Here is a 20,410-nt window from a genome sequence, read left to right on the forward strand (position 1 = left end):
AACCGGCGCCCTTCCCTGAAACGCACGGGACCGCGAACGGATGCGCTCCCCCGGGACTGGCCCGGATCACGATCGCAGGCCAGGATGGGCCTGAGCAGGCGGGGCTGGACAAGCCCGGTTCGCTGCGGGAAGAACGCGGCTCGCCCTCAGGATCGCCCGATGCCCATGACCGCCGTTCAGCCCGCCACCGCCAGCCGTCGGGAGCCCCGCGAGGCCGCGGCGAGGGCCGGCGCATGAGCCGCCGCGCGCCCGGCGGCCCTGTCCGGCGCCGCAAGTTCAAGGTGCGGATGCCGGACGCGACAAGCCAGAGCCGCGAGGAGCCCGACGCGCCGCCGCAGCCGGCCGACGAGGCCGAGGACGAAGAGCGCGCCGCGAACTATCTCGAGGAAGAGGCGCAGCGGCCCTTCACGCCGGAGGTTTACCTGATCAAGCGGCCCCGCTGAGCAGCCTCAGACATAGCCTGTGGAGCCGTCCGGCCGCACCGGCACCTTGCGGGTCCAGTTGACGTAGTCCTCCGTGCCGAGGAGCTCCTCGTCCATCTCGACTCCCCAGCCGGGCCGGTCGGGCCGCAACTCCAGGTAGCCGTCCTTGGGCAGGTACGGATCTTTCACGTACCAGGCCCCCTGCAGCTTCTGCTCGCTGGTCGGCGCCTCGCCGCCGCCCGTGCCGAACACGTAGCCGGGCCCGTGCGGCAGCCGGTATTCGAGGATGCGGAAGTTCGGCTGCGCGGCGCAGAAATGCAGGTTCACGGCCGAGGCCAGCGGGCCCATGGGATTGTGCGGCGCGACCGTGACGTAGTGCGCCTCGGCGAGAGCGGCGATCTTGCGCATCTCGAGCAGGCCGCCGACCACGCAGATGTCGGGCTGGATGATGTCCGCCCCGCGCACCTGCAAGAGCCGCAGGAACTCGAAGCGGCTGTAGAGCGACTCGCCGGTCGCCAGCGTGCAGGTCAGCCCGCGCTTCAGCTCGCCCCAGGCCTCGAAGTTCTCCGGCCGGATCGGCTCCTCGAAGAACAGCGGGTCGTAGGGCGCCAGCGCGTTGCCGAGCTGGATGGCCTGCTGCGGCTCGAAGATCTTGGCGTGGGCGTCGAACGCGATCTCGTAGTCGGAGCGCACCGTCTCGCGCACCTGGCGGAAATACTCCGCGCTGGTGCGCACCACCTCGCCCCACCGGTTGCGGTGGATGTCGATGCGGTAGGGGCTGAGCTTGAAGGCCGTGATGCCCCAGCCTTCGTTCAGCGCGTCCAGCTGGTCCCGGGCGGCGTCGGGGTCCGGCGCCGTATACACGCCCGCATAGACGCGCACGCGGTCGCGCGCATTGCCGCCGAGCAGCATGTAGACGGGCACGCCCAGCGCCTTGGCGGAGATGTCCCAGAGGCAGTGGTCGATGGCCGAGATGGCCGCGAGCCCCAGCGCGCCCGGCGGGAAGCGGGCTTGCTGCATCAGCTTCATCACGATGTACTCGATCCGCCGCGGGTCGTCGCCGCGGATGAAGTCCATGAGGTAGTCGAGCAGCGGCAGCAGCGCCTTGTCGGGCCCGTGGTTGTAGCACTCGCCCCAGCCGGTCAGGCCGTCGTCGGTGTCGATGGCGATGACGACGCGCGGCCGGTCCTTGTCGCGCGACATGAAGGCGCGCAGGCGTTCGATCTTCATGGGGGGAAGTCCTCGTTTCTTGTTGTTCAGGGCTCAGTCGGGGCGGAAGTGCCGCCCGCGCCGGAGCCGCGTCTGCACATAGACGTGCTCGTCGAAGGTGCCGGGCGCGTAGGAGGTCGTGTCCTTGCCGATCGGCACCGACAGGTTCTGGCTGCTCGGGAACTGCGCCACGAAGTCCTCGTCGATGTCGACGCCGAGCCCGGGCGCGTCCGGGACGGTGAGGTAGCCATCCACCTGCTGCGGATGCGGAATCACCGTGCGGGCGCGGCCGTCCCAGTCGTCCTCGATCCGCTCCAGGATCAGCGCGTTCGGGATCGCGGCCATGACGTGCAGCGCGGCGTATTCGGCGACCGGGCCGAGCGAGCCCGAATGCGGCGCCATCATGATGTGATGGGCCTCCGCCATGGCGGCGATCTTCTTCATCTGCGTGACGCCGCCGGCCCGGCCCGTGTCCGGCTGCGCCACGTCCACGAGGTCGTGCTCGATCAGCTCGCGCAGGCCGAAGATGGTGGCGGCGCGCTCGCCGGCCGCCAGCGGCACATGGGCGGCGTCGCGGATGCGGCGATAGCCGTCGAGGTTCTCGGGCGCGATCGGGTCCTCGATCCACATCAGGTCATAGGGCTCCAGCGCCCGCGCCAGCCGGGCGGCGTCGCCGGGCGTCATCCAGGGCGGGCCGTGGAGGTCGATCATCAGGTCCATCTCGTCGCCGATCGCCTCGCGCAGCGTCGCGACCTTGCGGACGGGGTCCGAGACGCCGCCGCACTTGATGGCCGTGACGCCCCGCTCCTTCAGGCTCAGCGCGACCTCCGGCGTGTTGGCGTGGGCGTAGATGCGGATGCGGTCGCGGACCTTGCCGCCAAGCAGGTTCCACACCGGCACGCCGAGCGCCTTGCCCTTGATGTCCCACAGCGCCATGTCGACGCCCGTCATGGCCCCGGCCCCGACCGTCCCGGTCATGCCGTGGCCCATGATGGCGATCTGCATCTTCTGCCAGAGCCGCTCGATATGGGTCGGGTCCTCGCCCACCAGCAGCGCCCGCAGATCCCGCACGGCCGTCTCGATCACCCGCGGCCAGCCCGAGCACTCGCCGATGCCGGTGATCCCTTCGTCCGTATAGACCTTCACGAACAGCCAGTTGCGCGTGCCTGTCAGGTTGCCCGAGTAGCTCTGCGTGCCGAACGAGCCATCCGCCGCCCAGCTCTTCAGGCTCGGCGCGCCGGCATGCATCAGGAAGGTCTTCACGTCGGTGATCTTCACGGGAGGACTCCGCACATAAGTATCGCGCCCACACCACCATGCCCCTCATCCTGAGGAGCAGGCCCTCTTGGGCCTGCGTCTCGAAGGACGAGGGACTCCAGAGCGCACCATGGCTGAGCTAACTGGATCCCCTCGTCCTTCGAGACGCCATGCTGCGCATGGCTCCTCAGGATGAGGGGCGTTGGTGGATGCTGGAGCTTATGAGAAAGCGCCGTCACGCGATGTACCGGTGGCGCTTGTGCATGCTGCGCAGGCGCGGGTCGGGGCGCGGGATGGCGGAGAGGAGCGCCTGCGTGTAGGCGTGCTGGGGCGCGTCGCAGACCTGGTCGGTGGCGCCGGTCTCCACCACCCTCCCCTGGTACATCACCGAGACGCGGTCGCACATGTAGCGGATGACGCCGATGTCGTGGCTGATGAACACGTAGGAGAGCTGCAGCTCGTCCTGCAGCCGCATCATCAGGTCCAGCATCTGCGAGCGCAGCGACACGTCGAGCGCCGACGTGGCCTCGTCGGCCACGATCACGCGCGGGTTCAGCGAGATGGCGCGCGCGATGCCGATGCGCTGGCGCTGGCCGCCCGAGAAGGCGTGCGGGTAGCGCTCGCGCCAGGCCGGTTCGAGCCCCACCTGCTCCATCAGGGCCGAGACCCGGTCGTCGAGGTCCCTGCCCTGCGCGATCCCGTTCACCAGCAGCGGCTCGCCGATGATCTGCGCCACCGTCATGCGCGGGTTCAGCGACCCCACCGGGTCCTGGAAGATCATCCGGATCTCCCGCCGGCAGAGCTTCAGCGTCTCCTTGTCGGCCGTGACGAGGTCCACCACGGTTCCGTCCGCCTTCCGGTAGCGCATCGCGCCCGCGGTCGGCTGGTAGATGCGCAGCAGGCAGCGGCCCATCGTGGTCTTGCCCGAGCCGGACTCGCCCACGATGCCGAGCGTCTCGCCGGCCTTCACCTGCAGGGACACGTCGTCCACCGCCCGGATGGGCGCAGCGGCGGGGCCGAAATGCATTTTCAGATTGTCGATCTCGATCACCGAGGGCGCGTCCTCGGCGATGGGCGCGCGCTTGAGCCGGATCTCGGCCTTCTGCTCCAGCTTCAGCACCGAGCCGATCAGCATCTTGGTGTAGTCGTTTTGCGGCGCGTGGAAGATCTGGTCGACCGGCCCGGCCTCCATGACCTTGCCGTAGTGCATCACCAGCACCTCGTCGGCGATCTCGGCCACCACCCCCATGTCGTGGGTGATGAACATCACCGCCATGCCGTGCTGCTGCTGCAGGCGCTTGATGAGGTCGAGGATCTCGGCCTGCGTGGTGACGTCCAGCGCCGTGGTCGGCTCGTCGGCGATCAGCATGGATGGATTGCAAGCCAGCGCCATCGCGATCATGACGCGCTGGCGCATGCCGCCCGAGAACTCGAAGGTGTAGCGGTCCACCGCCTTGTCGGGGTTGGGGATCTCGACCTGCCGCAGAAGCTCCACGGTGCGCGCCCGCGCGTCCTTTTTCGACATCCGGAGGTGCAGCAACAGCACCTCCATGATCTGGTCGCCCACCGTATGGACGGGCGAGAGCGACGACATCGGCTCCTGGAAGATCATGGCGATCTCGGCGCCGCGCACGGCCCGGATCTCGCGCCCGCGCGGGTTCAGGTTGGCGAGGTCGACCGAGCTTCCGTCCGGCCGATGCAGCAACATGGAGCCGCCGACAATGCGGCCGGGCGAGTCCACGATTTGCAGGATGGACCGCGCCGTGACGCTCTTGCCGGAGCCGGATTCGCCGACCATGCACAGCGTCTTGCCGCGCTCGACCGTGAACGACACGCCGTCGACCGCCTTCACGACGCCGGTGCGGGTGGGGAAATGCGTCACGAGGTCCCGCACCTCGAGCACCGCCCGGGGTGGCGCGGAAGCCGCGTCCACGCGGCGGATGGTCAGGTCCACGACGGTCATTTGTTGTACGGATCCGCGGCGTCCCGCAGTCCGTCTCCCAGGAAGTTGAGGGCGATCACGGCGATCACGACCGCCACGCCGGGGGCGAACAGCCAGGGCGCGGTCGCGATGGAGCGGATGTTCTGCGCCTCGCGCAGCAGCACGCCCCACGAGATAGTCGGCGGCTGCAGGCCGAGGCCCAGGAAAGACAGCGAGGTCTCGGCCAGGATCATGGCCGGGATCGCGAGCGTGATCGACGCGATGATGTGGCTGGCGAAGCTCGGCAGCATGTGCCGGAAGATGATGCGCCCCTCCGAGGCGCCGTCGAGCCGCGCGGCCGTGACGAACTCCTCCGTGCGCAGGCTCAGGAAGCGGCCGCGCACCACGCGGGCGAGCTGGGCCCAGCCCGTGAGGCTGAGGATCACCGTGATCATGAAATAGTTGAGCGTCGCCGGCCAGTCCTGCGGCAAGGCCGCCGCCATGGCGAGCCAGATCGGGATCGTCGGCAGGGCCAGGATGAACTCAATGGTCCGCTGGATCACGAAGTCGATCCGCCCGCCATAGTAGCCCGAGATGCCGCCCAGGATGATGCCGAGCAGCAGCGACAGGAACACGCCCACGAGGCCCACCGACAGCGAGATCTGCGTGCCCTGCATGATGCGGCTCCACACGCACCGGCCGAGCCGGTCGGCGCCGAGCAGGAACAGCGGTTGCCGCGCCTCGGAGGAGACGAACAAATGCGTGCGCGCGCTGAACAGGCCGAGCACCGAATACTCGTACCCCTCGCCGAACATCGTCACGTAGATCTTGCGGTTCGTGTCCGGAACATGAACGGCCGCAAGCGTCTGCGGGTCGCGCTTCAACGTGGTCGGATGAAAGTAGGGTCTGAAGGACCAGCTCCCGTCCGCCGCCGTGTCGATGAAGTGCAGCCCCTGCGGCGGCTGGTAGGCGGCCCGCGCGTTTTGCTGCGACGGGTCGTTCACGGCGAAAAAGCCCGGCATCATGGCGATCAGGTAGAAGAACGCCGTCACCCACAGCCCGATCATCGCCAGCCGGTGGCGCTTGAACGCCCACCAGACCAGTTGCCATTGCGACGCGACCGCGACCTTGCGCTGATCGATGGCGGCGAATGTCACATCCGTCATGCGCCTACTCCAGCCGGATGCGCGGGTCGACCAGCGCGAGCAGGATGTCGCTGATCAGGGAGCCGATCAGCGTGAGCGTGCAGATCAGCAGGATGAAGGCGCCGGCCAGGTACATGTCCTGGCTCATGAGCGATTGCAGCAGCAGCGGCCCGGCGGTCGGCAGGCTGAGCACGATGGCGACGATGATCGAGCCCGACACGAGGTTGGGAAGCAGCCACGCGATGGTGGAGATGAACGGGTTGAGCGCGAGGCGCACCGGATACTTCATCAAGAGCCGGAACTCGGAGAGGCCCTTCGCCCGCGCCGTGGTCACATAGGCCTTGTTGAGCTCGTCCAGCATGTTGGCCCGCATCACCCGGATCAGGCTCGCGGTGCCGGACACCGCCAGGATGATCACCGGGATCCAGAGGTGGCCCATGAGGTCCCAGACCTTGGCGAGGCTCCAGGGCGCGTTCAGGTACTGCTCGGAAAAGAGCCCGCCGACCTCCTGCCCCCACTCCACGGCGGCGATGTACATGAGCACCAGCGCCAGCAAAAACGACGGGATGGCGAGCCCGAGAAACGAGAAGAACGTCGCGATGTAGTCGCCGATCGAGTACTTGCGCACGGCCGAGAAGATGCCGATCGGCAGGGCCAGCCCCCAGGTCGCCAGCAGGGTCGCGAAGGTCAGCACCAGGGTCAGCGCCATGCGCTCCCAGATCAGGTCGCCCACAGGCTGCTGCCACTCGAAGCTCAGCCCGAAGTCGCCGCGCAGCAGGATGCCGCTGATCCACTTCCAGTACTGGACGATCATCGGCTGATCGAGCCCGAACCGGGCCCGCAGGTCGGCGGCCGTGTTCTGGTCCACGACCTCGTTGGAGGCCGCCAGCGTGGCGATATAGGTCGTCACGTAGTCGCCGGGCGGCAGCTGGATGAGCACGAAGGCCATGAAGCTGATCACCACCAAGGAGGGGATCATCCACAGCACGCGCTTGGCGATGAATTTCAGCATGGGGGGCCCTTCGCTGGACCGATCAGATAACGCCGCCGTCATCCCCGGCCGGAGCGGCGAAGCCGCGGAGGGGAAGGGGATCCAGGGGTGAGCGCGGCGGCCCTGGATCCCCGTCCGGCGCTTCGCGCCGCCGGGGATGACGGAGAGGGTGTTACGTCGTGAAGTAGAACTGCTGCGGCAGGGCCGGGCCGGGGTTCGGCCAGGTCCAGGCGTTCGGGTACTTCTCCGGCACGTTCTTCAGGTTCGTCTTGCAGACGCCGAAGTTGTTGACGGCGAGGCACACGCCCATGGTCTCGAAGGCGTCGGCCGCCAGATCAAAGACCTGCTTCATGATCTCGCCGCGCTTCTTCAGGTCGGACGTCGCGCGGGCGTCGTCGAACAGCTTCATGCGCTGCTTCTGGCTCTCGGGCGGCTCCTGCCCATCCTTGCCGCCGGACACGTACCAGAGCGTCCACGGCACGGCGTAGCGCGATCCCTGCGGGTGCTGGGCGAAGTAGTCGCGCGGGTCGAGCATGGGATCGAGCCCGCCCGGCCCCGGCCACACGGCGGCGTCATGGTCGTTGTTGTCGCCGCGCGTATAGTAGAGCGCGCGCTCGATGGTGTTGACCTTCATGTCGACGCCGATGTCGGCCCAGTGCCGCTTCACCAGCTCCAGCACGTCCACGAGGTCGGGATAAAGCGTCGGGATCACGTCGACCGCGAAGAACACCTTCTGGCCGTCGGGGCGCAGGCGCATGCCCTGCGCGTCCTTCTTGTTGTAGCCGAGCTTGTCCAGCATGGCGTTCGCCTTGGCCTTGTCGAACTCGGTGTGCTGGCGCGCGAGCTTCTCGTTGTACCAGGGGTGTCCCGGCCGCGGCCCGGCCTGATAGGGCTCGGACTGGCCGAGATAGACGATGTCGATGATCTCCTTGCGGTCCATGCCGAGCGAGAGCGCCTGCCGGAACTCCTTGGCGCCCAGCATCTCCCGCATCTTCGGGTCCTTGTGGGTGAGGTTGAAGTAGATCTGGCACTGCTGCGACGAGGAGGCGACGAGCTCGATCAGCCGGTAGCCGCCCTTCTTCATGTTCTGCGACAGGGTCGGCTTGTTCTGCAGCGTGTCGATGTGCCGGTCCTGGATGTCGAGCCGGCCCGACACGGCGTCCAGCATCAGCGACTCCACGTCCTGCGAGATCGAGAACGAGATCCGGTCGATATAGGGGAGCTGGTTCCCCTCCGTGTCGACCTGCCAGAAGAAGGGATTGCGTTCCATGGTGACGCGCGTGGCGCCGCCCGTGTAGGGCTCCTTCACGACCCAGGGGTCGATGGTCGGCTTGTCCGGGTTGCCCCAGCGCGACGGGATCTCGATGTCGCCGCACTTGATGCGGAACAACGCGCCCCAGTCCGACACGTTGGCCTGCTTCACGAGGTCGGCCACGGCCGGGTTGTACTTGGGGTGGAACTGGCCGCAATAGTGCTTGGGGAACAGCGTCGGATGCTGGCCGAGCGGCGTCGCCATCAGGTCCAGGAACAGCGCGTAGGGGCTCGCGAAGGTGAACTTCACGGTCGTCTCGTCGACCTTCGTGGCCGTGCCCGCCTTGCCGGCGATCACGAGCGGGCTCGGGACCGACTTGTAGAGCTCGGAGTTCTTGGCGCAGTCCTCGACGGCGAAGACGATGTCGTCGGCCGTGAAGGGCTTGCCGTCCGACCACTTCATGCCCTTGCGCAGGAAGAAGGTGAACTCGGTGGAGTCGGCGTTCACCTCCCAGCGCTCCGCCACATTGGGCAGCGGCTCGGTGAACTGCAGGTTCCAGCGCACGAGGCCCTGGTTGCCGACCATGCGCAGGATGCCGTTGTGGTCGGCGCTGCCGCGCAACCCGCGCCGCAACGAGCCGCCATAGACGCCGACCTTCTCGAACGGCGTCACGACCATGGGCTTCTCGGGCAGGCGCTGCGCCAGCGGGGCGAGCTTGCCCTCGGCGGCGAGCTTGGCCAGCGCCGGCGCTTCCTTGGCGGCGGCCTGCGCCCGCACGGCGCCCGGCAGCGCCGTCATGGCGGCCGCGCCCGCGAGGCCCTGGAGGACCGTGCGGCGCGCGAGCCGAGGCCCGGCTTCGTCCTTCGTGCTGGTCATGTCTCGTCTCCTCCCTGGGTCGGCGTCGTTGCGCCGTTTCGTCGATCTTGGGCCGAACGGGTCGGCTTGTCATGCCAGCGTAAGCGTCATGCTCCCGCTGATCGTCTCGCCCGGCCGGGCGGTCCGCATCCCTGTGGCCGGGACATTGAGCGCGGCCAGGTTGAAGGCGTCCGCGACATGGCTCACGGGCTCGATGCACGCATAGGCCCCGCCTGCGGGCGTGTGGAACACGAGCTGGTCCAGGGCGCCCGATCCGGCGATCAGGACCCGGCCGCCCTCCCGGCGCTCGATCTCGGCGCGCCCGTCCCAGCCCGACAGGTAGCGGGTGACGCCCTCCGGCCCATGCGGACGGTCAAACCGGACCTCCCCGGGCGGCAGCGGCGACAAGGCGGTGGCGCAGCCGGCGTCGTCCTGCGCCCATTCATGCGTCGCCGTGAACCGGATCCGGTCGCCCAGCGCGATCGCCAGGTAGGGATGCACCCCGAGACCGACCGGCATGGCGGACCCGGGGTCGTCATTGCGGATCGCGAGGTCGACCGTGAGCCCGTCCGGCGTGAGGCTCACCCTCTGGGTCGCCGTGAAGGCCCACGGCCAGGCGTCCGGCGCATGCGTGTAGGTCATCACGGCGGCGGCTGGGCCGGAGAGCGCCAGGCTCCAGGGCCGGAGCTGGGAGAAGCCATGCAGCGCGTGCGGCGCGCAGGCCGGGTGCGCGGGCAGGCGGATCTCCCGTCCTCCGAAGACGAAACGACCGTCGCGGATGCGGCTGGAGAAAGGGGCCAGCGGATAGCAGCCGGCCTTTGGCCAGACCTCGGGCGGGAAAGGCGCGTCCTCCATCGGAACCAGGATGTCGACAGGGCCGCTCCCGCTTTCGCGCCAGAACCCGGCGATGCGGCCGCCCTGCGCCGGCGCAAGCGCGACGCGCAACGCGCCCGCGGCCAGGACGGGCCGCCCTGCCGCCCCTTCGTCGTTCCCGCTCCCCGGCGCCTGTCGAGCTGTGGTCCCGCGCAACGCTTGATCCAGCCTTCAATCTTGATATTTCAGATTTGAACGGCGCTGTCAATCGCGGGAGTTGATGCGATTTGATGGCGCGGGCGGATCGGCTCTCAGGGGAGAAGGCGCATGGGCAAGGCGGATCATCGCATCGCGGACGTGAGGGTCACCCCGATCGCGTTCAGGGATCCGCCGCTCCTCAACGTGGCGGGCGTGCACGAGCCCTGGGCGCTGCGCAGCATCATCGAGGTCGAACTGGAGAACGGCCTCGTCGGGCTGGGCGAAAGCTATGGCGACCTCGCCACGCTGGCCGACCTGGAGCGCGTGCGCGCCGCGCTGGTCGGCCTCTCCCCTTTCGACCTGAACGGCCTGACCCGGGCCGTGTACGGCGCCGTGCCGCCGACCGGCGACCCGGGCGCCGTGTTCCCGCCCGCCGGCGACAAGGCCCGGGCGACGGCGGTCGGGGCTTTCGAGGTGGCGTTCCTGGATCTCCAGGGCCAGATCGCCGGCTTGCCCCTGCACGCGATCCTGGGCGGCGCCGTGCGCGACCGCGTGCCCTACAGCGCCTATCTGTTCTACAAATTCGCCCGGCACAGGGACGCGCCCGACCCCTCGGACGACTGGGGCGAGGTGCTGACGCCCGAGCAGATGGTCGGCGAGGCTCGGCGCATGGTCGACCAGTACGGCTTCGGCTCGATCAAGCTGAAGGCCGGCGTCTTCGAGCCGGACGCCGAGATCGACGCGCTCGAGGCGCTGCGCGCCGCGTTCCCCGGCCATCCGCTGCGCATCGACCCGAATGGCGGCTGGTCGGTCGAGACCACCCGCCGGCTCATGCCGCGGCTCGACGGACTGCTCGAATATTGCGAGGACCCGGTCAACAGCCTGCACGAGATGGGCGAGGTCGCCGCCTTCGCCCCGATGCCGCTGGCCACCAACATGTGCACCATCGCGTTCGGGCACATTCCCGAGACGATCCGCCTCAACGCCGTCCAGGTGATCCTGTCCGACCACCATTACTGGGGCGGGCTGCGGGCGACCCAGCACCTGGCCTGGATCGGCCGGGTCTTCGGCCTCGGGATCTCCATGCACTCCAACTCGCATCTGGCGGTCAGCCTCGCCGCGATGACGCATGTGGGCGTGACGATCCCCAACTTGGCCTACGCCTGCGACACCCACTATCCGTGGCAGTCCGACGAGGTCATCGAGGGCGGGAAGCTCGCCATCGCGGGCGGCGCCCTGGCGCCGCCGACGGGGCCGGGTCTCGGCGTCCGCCTCGACCGGGCGGCCCTGGCGCGCCTGCACCGAAACTATGTCGAATGCGGGCTGCGCAAGCGCGACGACGCGGCCGAGATGCGCAAATACGATCCCGCCTTCAACCCCGCCCGCCCCCGCTTCTGAGGCGGGGAAGGCCCGCCGGCGCCGATCAGCTCTCGCGGACCTCCACGAAGGCCGCCGGCTCGCAGGCCGCGATCATGGCGTCGATGACGTCCTGGTCGTCGCCGTCCTTGATCTTCGGGTAGTCGTCCGGCGCCAGATAGACCAGATAGCCGAGCACGTCGTTCAGCGCCGCGCTGGGATGCTCCTGGGCGTAGCTGCGCTGGCCCTCCACGGTCAGGTCGTCATAGCGGCGGACGGCGTCGAGGGGGCTCTCCTCGCGGGGCGGACCGTCGAGGTCGAGCGTGTCGGCCACGATCGAGCCCGTGACGTTGTCCAGGATGATGTAGCGGGGCACGTGCCTCTCCAAGTTGCTGGTGATGGTTATTGCACCTCAATACACCCGCGGGCGCAATCATCGCGCGGGATCGCGAAGATAACACCGGCCCGCGAGGGCGTCCGCGGACCTTGGGCGCGAGCGTGACGCTTGCTGAAAGGGGCGAATGCTGGCTAAGTGCCGGTGTGCGTCGCAAAGCCTGTCTCGGGCTGGCGAAGGTTCGGCTGACCGCTCTGGCGGGGCGTCTCGATCCCCGCCGGGCTTGCAGCAGGCCCATGTTGGCGGCGCACGTCATTGCGGGCTGCAGTCCTGGCCTTTTCGGCGGAAGGGGCTGCAGCGCTCCGAAGGGATGTTTCATCCCGACGTCCGCTGGCCCGGCGCGGTTTGGCGAAGCCCGACCGCCCGCCCGGCGACGCCGGAATTTGAGGTCGGCATGAATCAGGTCGAGCGCCTGCAGCACATTCAATCCCTATGCATCAGCGCAAGGCGGCTTGCGTCTTCCCAGCGAGAACCTCTGGTGGCGAGCTTCCTCGACATGCTCCTCCTGGAGCTGGGCGACCAGATCGCCCGGATCCCGGGCAGCCGCGTGCCCGCCGCCCCGCGCCGGCCACCCGCTCCTCCCGACTATCGGGGCGGCGCCGAAGATCCGGCGCCCGGCGGCCTCAGCCCGTGACGATGGCGTCCTGAGCCGGCCGGACCGGCTGGTCGATGAACTGCGCCTTGGCCAGCGTGGCGAAGCGGCCGCCCTTGGCCACCAGCTCGTCGAACGTGCCGGATTCGACGATCCGGGCCTGGTCGAAGACCAGGATGCGGTCGGCTGACCGGATCGTGGCGAGTCTGTGCGCGATCACGAAGGTCGTCCGCCCCGCCATGACCTCCTCCAGCGCCAGCTGAAGCTTCTGCTCGGTCGTCGCGTCGAGCGCGGAGGTCGCCTCGTCCAGGATCAGGATCGGCGGGTCCTTGAGGAGCGCCCTGGCGATGGAGATGCGCTGGCGTTCGCCGCCGGACAGCGACCGTCCGCGCTCGCCCACCATCGTGTCGACGCCGGCCGGCAGCCGCTTGATGAACTCGGACGCCTGGGCGCGCTCCAGCGCGAGCTGGATCTCCACGTCCGTCGCGTCGGGCTTGCCGACCTTCAGGTTCTCGTCGATCTCCCGCGCAAACAGCATGGGCTCCTGGAAGACGACGCCGATATTGCGCCGAAGCGAGGTCAGGGACACGTTCCGGATGTCGTGTCCGTCGATGGTGATCCGGCCCGATTGGGGGTCGAAGGCGCGGTGCAGCAGCGCCAGCGTGGTGGACTTGCCCGAGCCGGTCGCCCCGACCAGCGCGACGGTCTCACCCGGCCGCACCGAGAAGGACACGTCCGCCACGGCGGGACGCTTGCCGTCATACGAGAAGCTGACCGAATCGAACCGCACCTCGCCCACCGCCCGGCCGAGGTCCGGCGCGCCCGGCGCGTCCCGGACGGCCGGCGTCGTGTCCAGCACGTCGAAGAATTCGCGCAGCTTCGGCACCTGCAGGAACAGCGTGTTGATGAAGGTGACCACCTGCTCCATCTTGGCGATCAGCATGGTGGCGAGGCTCATGAAGGCCACGATCTGGCCGACCGTCGCAAGGCCCTTCAGGTTGAGATAGGTGCCGAGCAGGAAGATGCCGAGGATCGTCAGCGTGGCGGACGCCCGCGTCGCGACGGCAGCCACCGCCCACCAGGACAGCACCGGGATCTGCGCGCTCAGCAGCTGGTCGGTGAGGCTGCGCATCGCCCGCGTCTCGTGCTCGATGCGGGTGAAGCTCTGGATCACCGGCACGTTGCCGAGCGCGTCCGACGCATGCTCGGCCAGCGACGAGTTGTAGCGCTCCACCGAGCCCTGCATCGTCTCGGTCTTGCGCAGCACGCCCGCGGTGAGGAGCGTGAAGACGAGCAGGAGCAGCAGCAGCAGCCCGCCCAGGCGCCAGTTGATGAACAGGCTCAGCGGCAGCAGCACCACCAGCGTCACGAAGGACGCGAAATGCTCGCGGAAGAACGACAGCAGCAGCCCCTGCATGCCGCCGGCCCCGTCCAGCATCACCTTGAGGACGCGCCCCGAATGGGTCGCGGCGTGGAAGGAGAGCGGCAAGGTCAGCACATGCTCGAAGAAGTTGGCCATCACGGCGAGCCGCCGGCGATGCGCGATGCGGTCCGCGTGCAGCGCCACCAGCACCCCGCCCCCGATGGTGAACAGGCCGAACAGCACCCACACGGAGATCAGCGGCGCGAGCTCGCCCCAGCTCGGCGCCACCCCGGTGGCCTGCGCGTGGGACAGCAGGTCGATGATCCGGCCGAACAGCAGCGGCTCGGCGAACTGGGCGATGGCCAGCCCCACATTGGCGACCGCCAGGAGGACGCCCAGCCGCGCCTCGGGTCCGAGTTGCCGCAGCACGCGAAGATAGAGCCGAAAGGTGAGCATCAGGGGTCCCGGAGTCTTCCACGAGGGATCTTATTCCAGTCTGAACGCCCACATGACAACAACGGATCCGTGCTTGAGCGACGCTTAACCGTTCTTTCAGCCGATCAATTCTAGGGTGGTGCCCGTGTAGGGTGCAGAAGCGCCCGCCTGTAGCCCAGAACGTCGGGACCCCACGTCATGGATTTCGCAACCGCGGTCGGCCTCGCCCTGGGCATCGGGGTGGTCGTCTTGCTGATCGCCATGGGCGGCAGCTTCTCGCTGTATTACGATATCCACGCCGTGATCGTGATCGGCGGCGGCTGCACGGCCGCCACCATCATCCGTTTTCCGTTCTCGGCGATGCTGCACGGCTTCCCGATGGGGATCAAATTCGCCTTCACGATGCGCAGCATGCATCCGCGCGACCTCATCGACGAGATCACCAAGATCGCCGACACCGTCCGCAAGAGCGGCCCGATGGCGCTCGAGAACGTCCAGGTCGACGACGTCTTCCTGGCGCAGGGCATCCGGTTCCTGGCCGACGGCTACGACCGCGACTTCATCCGCGACACCATGGAGCGCGACCGCGACAACTTCCTGCAGCGTCTCGACGAGGGCCAGAAGATCTACCGCCACATCGGCGACGCCGCGCCGGCCTGGGGCATGATCGGCACGCTGGTCGGCATGGTGCAGATGTTCGCCAACATGGAGGACCCCTCCAAGCTCGGCCCCTTCATGGCGGTTTCGCTGCTGGCGACCCTCTATGGCGCGCTCGTCGGCAACCTGCTGTGCCTGCCGATCGCCGACAAGCTTCACCTGAAGCTGGAGGAGGAGGACATCTCCCGGACGCTCATCATCGACGGAATCCTGCAGATCCGCGACGCCAAGAGCCCGACGATCGTGCGCGAGATGCTGCTCGCCTATCTGCCCGACCACACACGCCACGACCTGGCCGAAGCGGCCTGACGGGCGACGAGGGGGCGAGGGGATGGCGCGCAAGAAGGCGGCCCACGGCGGCGGTCACGGGTGGTTCGTCACCTTCGCGGACCTGATGGCGCTGCTGATGAGCTTCTTCGTCATGCTCACCGCCATGTCGACCCAGGACCAAAAGAAGATGCAGGCGGTCGCGGGCTCGATGCGCGACGCCTTCGGCGTGCAGCGCGAATCGCGCTTCGCCGGCGTGATCGAGTCCGACGGCATCCCGACGCGGCCCAACCTGAAGAACATCAAGCAGGCCCCGCCCGAGCAGGGCTCCGACTTCACCGCGCCGAGCCAGTTCGACCGCCCCGACGACGGCATCGCGGTGACGTCCTTCGACCGGGCCTTCGCGCTCGCCGCGGCCTCGCTGCGCCAGGCGCTGCAGGACATGCCCGAGATCACCGAGGTCTCCAAGAACATCATCATCGAGGAGACCCGCGAGGGCCTCAACGTGTCCCTGGTGGACCAGGACGGCCGGGCGATGTTCCCGGACGGCTCGAAGGAGCCCTTCGAGCGCACCCGGCGGGTGCTGGCCGCCATCACGCCCGCCATCCGCAAGCTGCCGAACCGCCTCGCCATCAGCGGGCACACCTCCGCGTCGCGGCCCGGATCGCGGCCGGGCTGGACCGCGTGGGAACTCTCCGTCGGCCGGGCCGCGATCGTGCGCGAGATCCTGGCGGGATCGGGCCTGCCGGAGAACCGGTTCTCGTCCGTGGCCGGCAAGGCCGACACGGAGCCGATGTTCCCGGACAACCCCTATCTGCCGGCCAATCGGCGCGTCACCATCACGCTGCTGAAGGAAGCGCCGCCGCTCCCCGCCGGCCGGTTCTGACGCAAGAGCGCCCGCCGGCGCTCAGGACGGGCCGCTGCTGACGATGATGTCCCAGTAGACGCGGTACTTCGCCCCGGGCCGATCCACCGCCGCGATCCCCAGCCGTGCGCCGGACGGCGCGAGCAGCACCCTGTTGTGGGGCGGCGAGTCCCGCCAGCCCGAGAAGGCCTCGGCCAGCGTCCGATAGCCCGCCGAGACCCGCTCCGAGCGGCCCCCGACCGACGCCTTCTGCACACCGACATTCGGGGTTTCTCCCCAGGTCGAGGTGTCGTTGTCGGCCACCGTGGCGGCCTGGCGCCGGGCCTCCGCGACGAGGCCGGGGTCGAGCGCCAGCGGTCCGAGCCCGTTCTTGGCCCGGTAGGCGTTGATCATTGAGACCGCGGCCTCCTCGTCCAGCCGTCCGCCCTGGTCCAGGCGCTGGTAGAAGGTCGGCGTCGCCGAAGGCGCAGGACTTTCGGACGTCGTGCAGCCCGCCAGGCCCAGGGCGGCGAGAGCCGCCACGAGCCGGCGGGTCTTCTGAATGCGGTCCATCACGCCTGGGGGTCCTCTTCCTTGCGCGGTTCGCTTTCGGCGCGCCCGGCCCCGTTCGGCCCGGCCTCCTGGGTCCGCCGGGGGCGCGGCTGGCCGAAGGTGAGGCGCAGCGCCTCCACCTCGGCGCGAAGGTCGGAGATGCCCTCGATCTCGAATTTGGGCGGCCCGGGCGGCGTCCCGATGCCGAACTCGCGCAGCCGCCGGAACACCGCGAAGGTCAGGTCGCTCGACACGCGCGAGACCAGGTCGACGTCGCCCACGAAGCAGATGAGATCGAAGCTGAGTTCGTCGCCCTTGATGGTCTTGAACAGGACGCGCGGCGGCGGATCCTCCAGCACATCCTCATGCTCGCCGGCGACGCTGCGCAGCATCGCGGCGATCTGGTCCGCGTCGGCGTGCCGGGGCGCCGGAACCGAGATCAGCACGCGGCCGATCCGGTCGGAATGGACCCAGTTCTTGACCACGCCCGACACCAGATTGGAGTTGGGCACGATGAGGGTTCCGCGATCGAAGGTCTCGATCTGGGTCGCCCTGACATTGATCTTGCGCACGTGCCCCTGCTCGCCGCTGACCACGATCCAGTCGCCGACCCGGATGCTGCGCTCGGCCAGGATGATCAGGCCGGAGACGAAGTTGTTGACGATGGACTGGAGCCCGAAGCCGATGCCGACGGACAGCGCGCCGGCCACGATGGTCAGCTTGTCGAGGCTCAGCCCGAGATAGCTCACCGACACGGCCGACGTCAGCACGACGCCCAGATAGCCGATGCCCATCGTGATGGAGTTGCGCAGGCCCGCGTCGAGCGTGGTGTGCGGCAGGTACTTCGTCCGAAGCCAGCGCTGCACGGCCCGGGTGGCGAAGATGCCGATCCCGAAGAACACCACCGCCAGCAGGATGGTGGAGAGCGACAGGGTCACGCCGCCGACCGTCACGCCGAAGAACAGCGCGCGGACCGACGAGAACACATCGCCGGACTCCACCCCCCAGGGCGCGAGCAGCAGCAGCGCCGCGAGCCCGATCAGGGCGACGCGCCCCAGGCCCGACGACAGGATGCCGATCTGCTCGAGCGACCCGCGCGACAGCCCGACCGTGGACTGCATCAGCCGCGACGTCCGCCCCCGGTCCGAGAAGGCGCCCAGGACGAACTCGTCCAGCAGGGTCATCGACAGCATCAGTACCGCGGCGACGATGCCCACCCAGGCGATCTGCTCCGCCAGGAACCAGGCGAAGGAGACATAGCCCAGCAGCACCGCGACGGCGACCACCGACACCAGGAGCCAGCCCACCATCCTGAACGGGCCGGTGAGATCGGGCTCGGTCGACACATGCGGCCCGAACGCGGCCTCGTCGCAGGAATCGACGCTGCGGATGAGCTGCAGCGTCCGCGCGATCACGCCCGCCACCGCGATGGCGAACAGCCCCTTGGTGGCGACGGTGAGCTTCAGGCCGGCCGCGATGCTGGCGTACACCGTCTCCAGCACGCGGCTGGCGACCAGCAGCACCGCCACGATCGTGGCGAGGCGCGTCAGCCAGGTCGCGCGGTCGTCCGAGATGTTGTAGAGGCGCCAGTTCATCCGCCCCGGCGCCAGCAGTCCGTCGGCGAGGCCCTGCACGAAGCTGATGAAGGCCACGCCGCCCACCAGCGAGGCGAACACGGGTTCGAGCCGGTCGGGCAGCAGCTGCAGCGACCGCACGATCTGGAACAGCAGATAGGCCGCCAGCACCGGGGCCACCGCGCTGACCAGCGTGATGGTGGCGGCCGCCAGCGCCTTCTGGAACCGGTTGGGCTGGCCGGCGAGCCGGTCGCGCTTGACGAAGGCGAGCGAGAACCGCCGGACCGGCAGGATCAGGACGAGCGCGAGGGCGAGCGCGCCCGCAAAGGCCGCGGCGCCGGCCGGCGACAGACGCCGCCTCGCCCGCTCCATGGCGTCGCCCGCCACGATCGAGATCGCGCGGAAGTCGTGCGGGGCCGTCCGGAACACGTCGCTCCACAGCCCGGGCGAGACGATGCTCTCCGAGCCCTGGAACAGCCGCTTGGCGAAAAGTTCGCGGCGGCGGTCCACCACCTCCTTGTCGATCTGGTCCGACTGCACCAGCAGCGCGCGGGCGAGGCGGATGGTCTCGTCGACGTCGGCCAGGGCCGCCATGCGCTCGTCCCGCTCGCGCGAGACGTCGGCGCTCTCCGGCGCGGCCTTGTCGTCCGGTTTGGGGCCGAGCTCCTTCAGGCGGGACCGGATCGCGTCCGCCCGAGGGGTCAGGTCCGCCACCACCGCCCTCGCCGCATTGGCGAGCGGCTCGAGCGCCGGCCGAACGGCCTGGAGGGCCTCGTCGGTCTCCCGGCGGGAGACGCCCGCCTCCAGCTGATCGAGCTGCAGGCGGATCCCGTCGAGCTTGGCCCGCTGGGCCGTCGCGGTCGGGGGCGCCTGCTGGGGCGGCGCGGGATCGCCCTGGACGGCGGGCGCCGGTTCGTCCTGGGCGAACAGCCATTGCGCCCGCCCGTCGCGCGCCGACAACGCGAGCCCGCCGAGGGCGAGGGCGGCCATGATGGCGAGGAGCCGGACGGCCCGCAGGCTCAGCAGCATGTCGTCCTTTCGGTCGATGGGGCGGGAGGCCGCGATTCGAAGCTCCGACTGATCGTCGACGGATGCGACGCGAGCAAGGCGCGGCCGGAGGAAGCTCCGACGCCGGCCCGGCCGCTCAGTCCTTCTGGGCCTTGTAGCGCTCGACGCCCTCGAGGATCAGCCTGCGCGCCTCTTCGGCGTCTCCCCAGCGGACCACCTTGACCCACTTGTTGGTCTCCAGATCCTTGTAGTGCTCGAAGAAGTGCTTGATCTGGTCGATCGTGATCGCCGGGAGGTCCGTGTAGTTCTCGACGTTCTCGTAGCGGCGGGTCAGCTTGGGAGACGGGACCGCCACGATCTTCTCGTCGCCGCCGGCCTCGTCCTCCATGAACAGCACGCCGACCGGGCGCACGCTCATCACCGCGCCCGGCACGATGGCGCGGGTGTTGGCCACGATGACGTCGCAGGGATCGCCGTCGTCCGACAGCGTATGCGGGATGAAGCCGTAATTCCCGGGATAGCGCATCGACGTGTAGAGGAAGCGGTCCACCACCAGCGCGCCGGAGGCCTTGTCCATCTCGTATTTGATGGGCTCGCCGCCGATCGGCACCTCGATGATGACGTTGATCTCGTGAGGCGGGTTCTTGCCGATCGACACCGCGTCTATGCGCATCAGGTTTCTCCGGAAGGCCGGCTCTCGCGCCGGCGGCATGTGCAAGGTCCGCGGTATCTAGACGGAGGCCCGGGACGCGGCAAGGACGACTTTCCGGGCATGGACGGGTTCGAACCGAGCCTCAGCTCCACCCGAAGGCGTAGCGCTGACGCACCTCGGAGCCGAAATGCTCCTCCATTTCGCGGACCTTGATGCCCCCGAGATGGCGGTAGAACCCGATCGCGCGGTCGTTGTCGGCGAGCGACCAGACAATCAGCCCGCCCATGCGGTGGCCGATCAGGTCGCGGCGGGCTGCGTCGAACAGCCGCCGTCCGAACCCCAGCCCCTGGAACTCGGGCGAGAGATAGAGCTCGAAGATCTCGCCCCGGTACGGGGACACCGCCAGACGGTTGCGGCCGTAGCTCGCATAGCCGCGGACCTTGTCGTCGAATTCGAGCACCGCGATCCGCCCGCCCCGGGCGATGATGCGGCTCCACCATTGCGGGCCGCGCCGCTGCACCATGCGCTCCAGGTCCCGTCCCGGGATGATGCCGCGATAGGCTTCGCGCCACGCCGCGTCGTGCACGGCCGCGACCCCCGCGGCGTCGTCGGGCCTTGCGAGACGAATGGAGATGGCGGCCTGGGTCACATGG

At 68.9% G+C, this 20,410-nt stretch carries 18 protein-coding genes; 5 read left to right on the forward strand and 13 right to left on the reverse strand.

Going from position 1 to position 20,410, the window contains the following annotated elements:
* Window positions 1–233: 233 nt before the first annotated feature.
* Entirely contained in the window at window positions 234–443 is a 210-nt protein-coding gene (locus ACYVO7_RS10515) for a hypothetical protein (RefSeq protein ID WP_460449780.1), read from the forward strand.
* A 6-nt stretch (window positions 444–449) separates the two neighbouring features.
* Here the strand turns inward: ACYVO7_RS10515 and ACYVO7_RS10520 are convergent, their stop codons facing one another.
* From ACYVO7_RS10520 to ACYVO7_RS10550, 7 genes are all read right to left on the reverse strand, one after another.
* Window positions 450–1,652, reverse strand: a complete 1,203-nt coding sequence (locus ACYVO7_RS10520) for a mandelate racemase/muconate lactonizing enzyme family protein (protein WP_460449781.1) — start codon at window positions 1,650–1,652, stop codon at window positions 450–452.
* A gap of 33 nt (window positions 1,653–1,685) precedes the next feature.
* Window positions 1,686–2,909 (reverse strand): mandelate racemase/muconate lactonizing enzyme family protein, encoded by a 1,224-nt coding sequence (locus tag ACYVO7_RS10525; protein ID WP_460449782.1) that lies wholly within the window; start codon window positions 2,907–2,909, stop codon window positions 1,686–1,688.
* Window positions 2,910–3,123: 214 nt separating this feature from the next.
* Entirely contained in the window at window positions 3,124–4,851 is a 1,728-nt protein-coding gene (locus ACYVO7_RS10530; RefSeq protein ID WP_460449783.1) for an ABC transporter ATP-binding protein, read from the reverse strand.
* Window positions 4,848–5,975 (reverse strand): ABC transporter permease, encoded by a 1,128-nt coding sequence (locus ACYVO7_RS10535; RefSeq protein ID WP_460449784.1) that lies wholly within the window; start codon window positions 5,973–5,975, stop codon window positions 4,848–4,850. The genes ACYVO7_RS10530 and ACYVO7_RS10535 overlap by 4 nt, the downstream gene beginning before the upstream one ends.
* A 4-nt stretch (window positions 5,976–5,979) precedes the next feature.
* Window positions 5,980–6,966 carry an ABC transporter permease gene (locus tag ACYVO7_RS10540; protein ID WP_460449785.1) on the reverse strand — a complete coding sequence of 329 codons (987 nt, stop codon included), beginning with the start codon at window positions 6,964–6,966 and terminating at the stop codon, window positions 5,980–5,982.
* Window positions 6,967–7,117: 151 nt separating this feature from the next.
* A complete protein-coding gene (locus tag ACYVO7_RS10545) occupies window positions 7,118–9,073 on the reverse strand; it encodes an ABC transporter substrate-binding protein (protein ID WP_460449786.1) in 1,956 nt (651 codons plus the stop codon).
* A gap of 69 nt (window positions 9,074–9,142) precedes the next feature.
* Window positions 9,143–9,997, reverse strand: a complete 855-nt coding sequence (locus ACYVO7_RS10550) for an aldose 1-epimerase (protein ID WP_460449787.1) — start codon at window positions 9,995–9,997, stop codon at window positions 9,143–9,145.
* Window positions 9,998–10,192: 195 nt separating this feature from the next.
* On the opposite strand from ACYVO7_RS10550, the gene ACYVO7_RS10555 reads away from it, so the two are divergent.
* On the forward strand, window positions 10,193–11,461 hold the full coding sequence (locus ACYVO7_RS10555) for a glucarate dehydratase family protein (RefSeq protein ID WP_460449788.1): 1,269 nt from the start codon (window positions 10,193–10,195) through the stop codon (window positions 11,459–11,461).
* Between the two features lie 25 nt (window positions 11,462–11,486).
* On the opposite strand, the gene ACYVO7_RS10560 is transcribed toward ACYVO7_RS10555, so the two are convergent.
* Window positions 11,487–11,795: a hypothetical protein gene (locus ACYVO7_RS10560; protein ID WP_406855516.1), complete on the reverse strand. Its 309-nt coding sequence runs from the start codon at window positions 11,793–11,795 to the stop codon at window positions 11,487–11,489.
* Between the two features lie 496 nt (window positions 11,796–12,291).
* On the opposite strand from ACYVO7_RS10560, the gene ACYVO7_RS10565 reads away from it, so the two are divergent.
* Window positions 12,292–12,447, forward strand: a complete 156-nt coding sequence (locus ACYVO7_RS10565; RefSeq protein ID WP_460449789.1) for a hypothetical protein — start codon at window positions 12,292–12,294, stop codon at window positions 12,445–12,447.
* On the opposite strand, the gene ACYVO7_RS10570 is transcribed toward ACYVO7_RS10565, so the two are convergent.
* Window positions 12,437–14,224 carry a glucan ABC transporter ATP-binding protein/ permease gene (locus ACYVO7_RS10570; RefSeq protein WP_460449790.1) on the reverse strand — a complete coding sequence of 596 codons (1,788 nt, stop codon included), beginning with the start codon at window positions 14,222–14,224 and terminating at the stop codon, window positions 12,437–12,439. The genes ACYVO7_RS10565 and ACYVO7_RS10570 overlap by 11 nt on opposite strands.
* 177 nt (window positions 14,225–14,401) lie before the next feature.
* Here ACYVO7_RS10570 and ACYVO7_RS10575 point away from each other — a divergent pair, with 177 nt between their 5' ends.
* A complete protein-coding gene (locus ACYVO7_RS10575; protein ID WP_460449791.1) occupies window positions 14,402–15,169 on the forward strand; it encodes a motility protein A in 768 nt (255 codons plus the stop codon).
* Between the two features lie 22 nt (window positions 15,170–15,191).
* Entirely contained in the window at window positions 15,192–16,013 is an 822-nt protein-coding gene (locus ACYVO7_RS10580; RefSeq protein WP_460449792.1) for an OmpA/MotB family protein, read from the forward strand.
* A 21-nt stretch (window positions 16,014–16,034) separates the two neighbouring features.
* On the opposite strand, the gene ACYVO7_RS10585 is transcribed toward ACYVO7_RS10580, so the two are convergent.
* The 4 genes from ACYVO7_RS10585 to ACYVO7_RS10600 form a co-directional block, all read right to left on the reverse strand.
* Entirely contained in the window at window positions 16,035–16,544 is a 510-nt protein-coding gene (locus ACYVO7_RS10585; protein WP_460449793.1) for a CAP domain-containing protein, read from the reverse strand.
* The gene (locus tag ACYVO7_RS10590; protein WP_460449794.1) at window positions 16,544–19,126 is read right to left on the reverse strand and encodes a DUF3772 domain-containing protein; all 2,583 of its coding nucleotides are present in this window, start codon (window positions 19,124–19,126) and stop codon (window positions 16,544–16,546) included. Before ACYVO7_RS10590 ends, ACYVO7_RS10585 begins: the two co-directional genes overlap by 1 nt.
* 115 nt (window positions 19,127–19,241) lie before the next feature.
* Window positions 19,242–19,778: an inorganic diphosphatase gene (ppa, locus tag ACYVO7_RS10595; RefSeq protein ID WP_460449795.1), complete on the reverse strand. Its 537-nt coding sequence runs from the start codon at window positions 19,776–19,778 to the stop codon at window positions 19,242–19,244.
* Window positions 19,779–19,899: 121 nt separating this feature from the next.
* On the reverse strand, window positions 19,900–20,406 hold the full coding sequence (locus ACYVO7_RS10600) for a GNAT family N-acetyltransferase (protein WP_406855523.1): 507 nt from the start codon (window positions 20,404–20,406) through the stop codon (window positions 19,900–19,902).
* Window positions 20,407–20,410 lie beyond the last annotated feature (4 nt).

This window comes from Alsobacter sp. SYSU BS001988 (genome assembly GCF_054796215.1).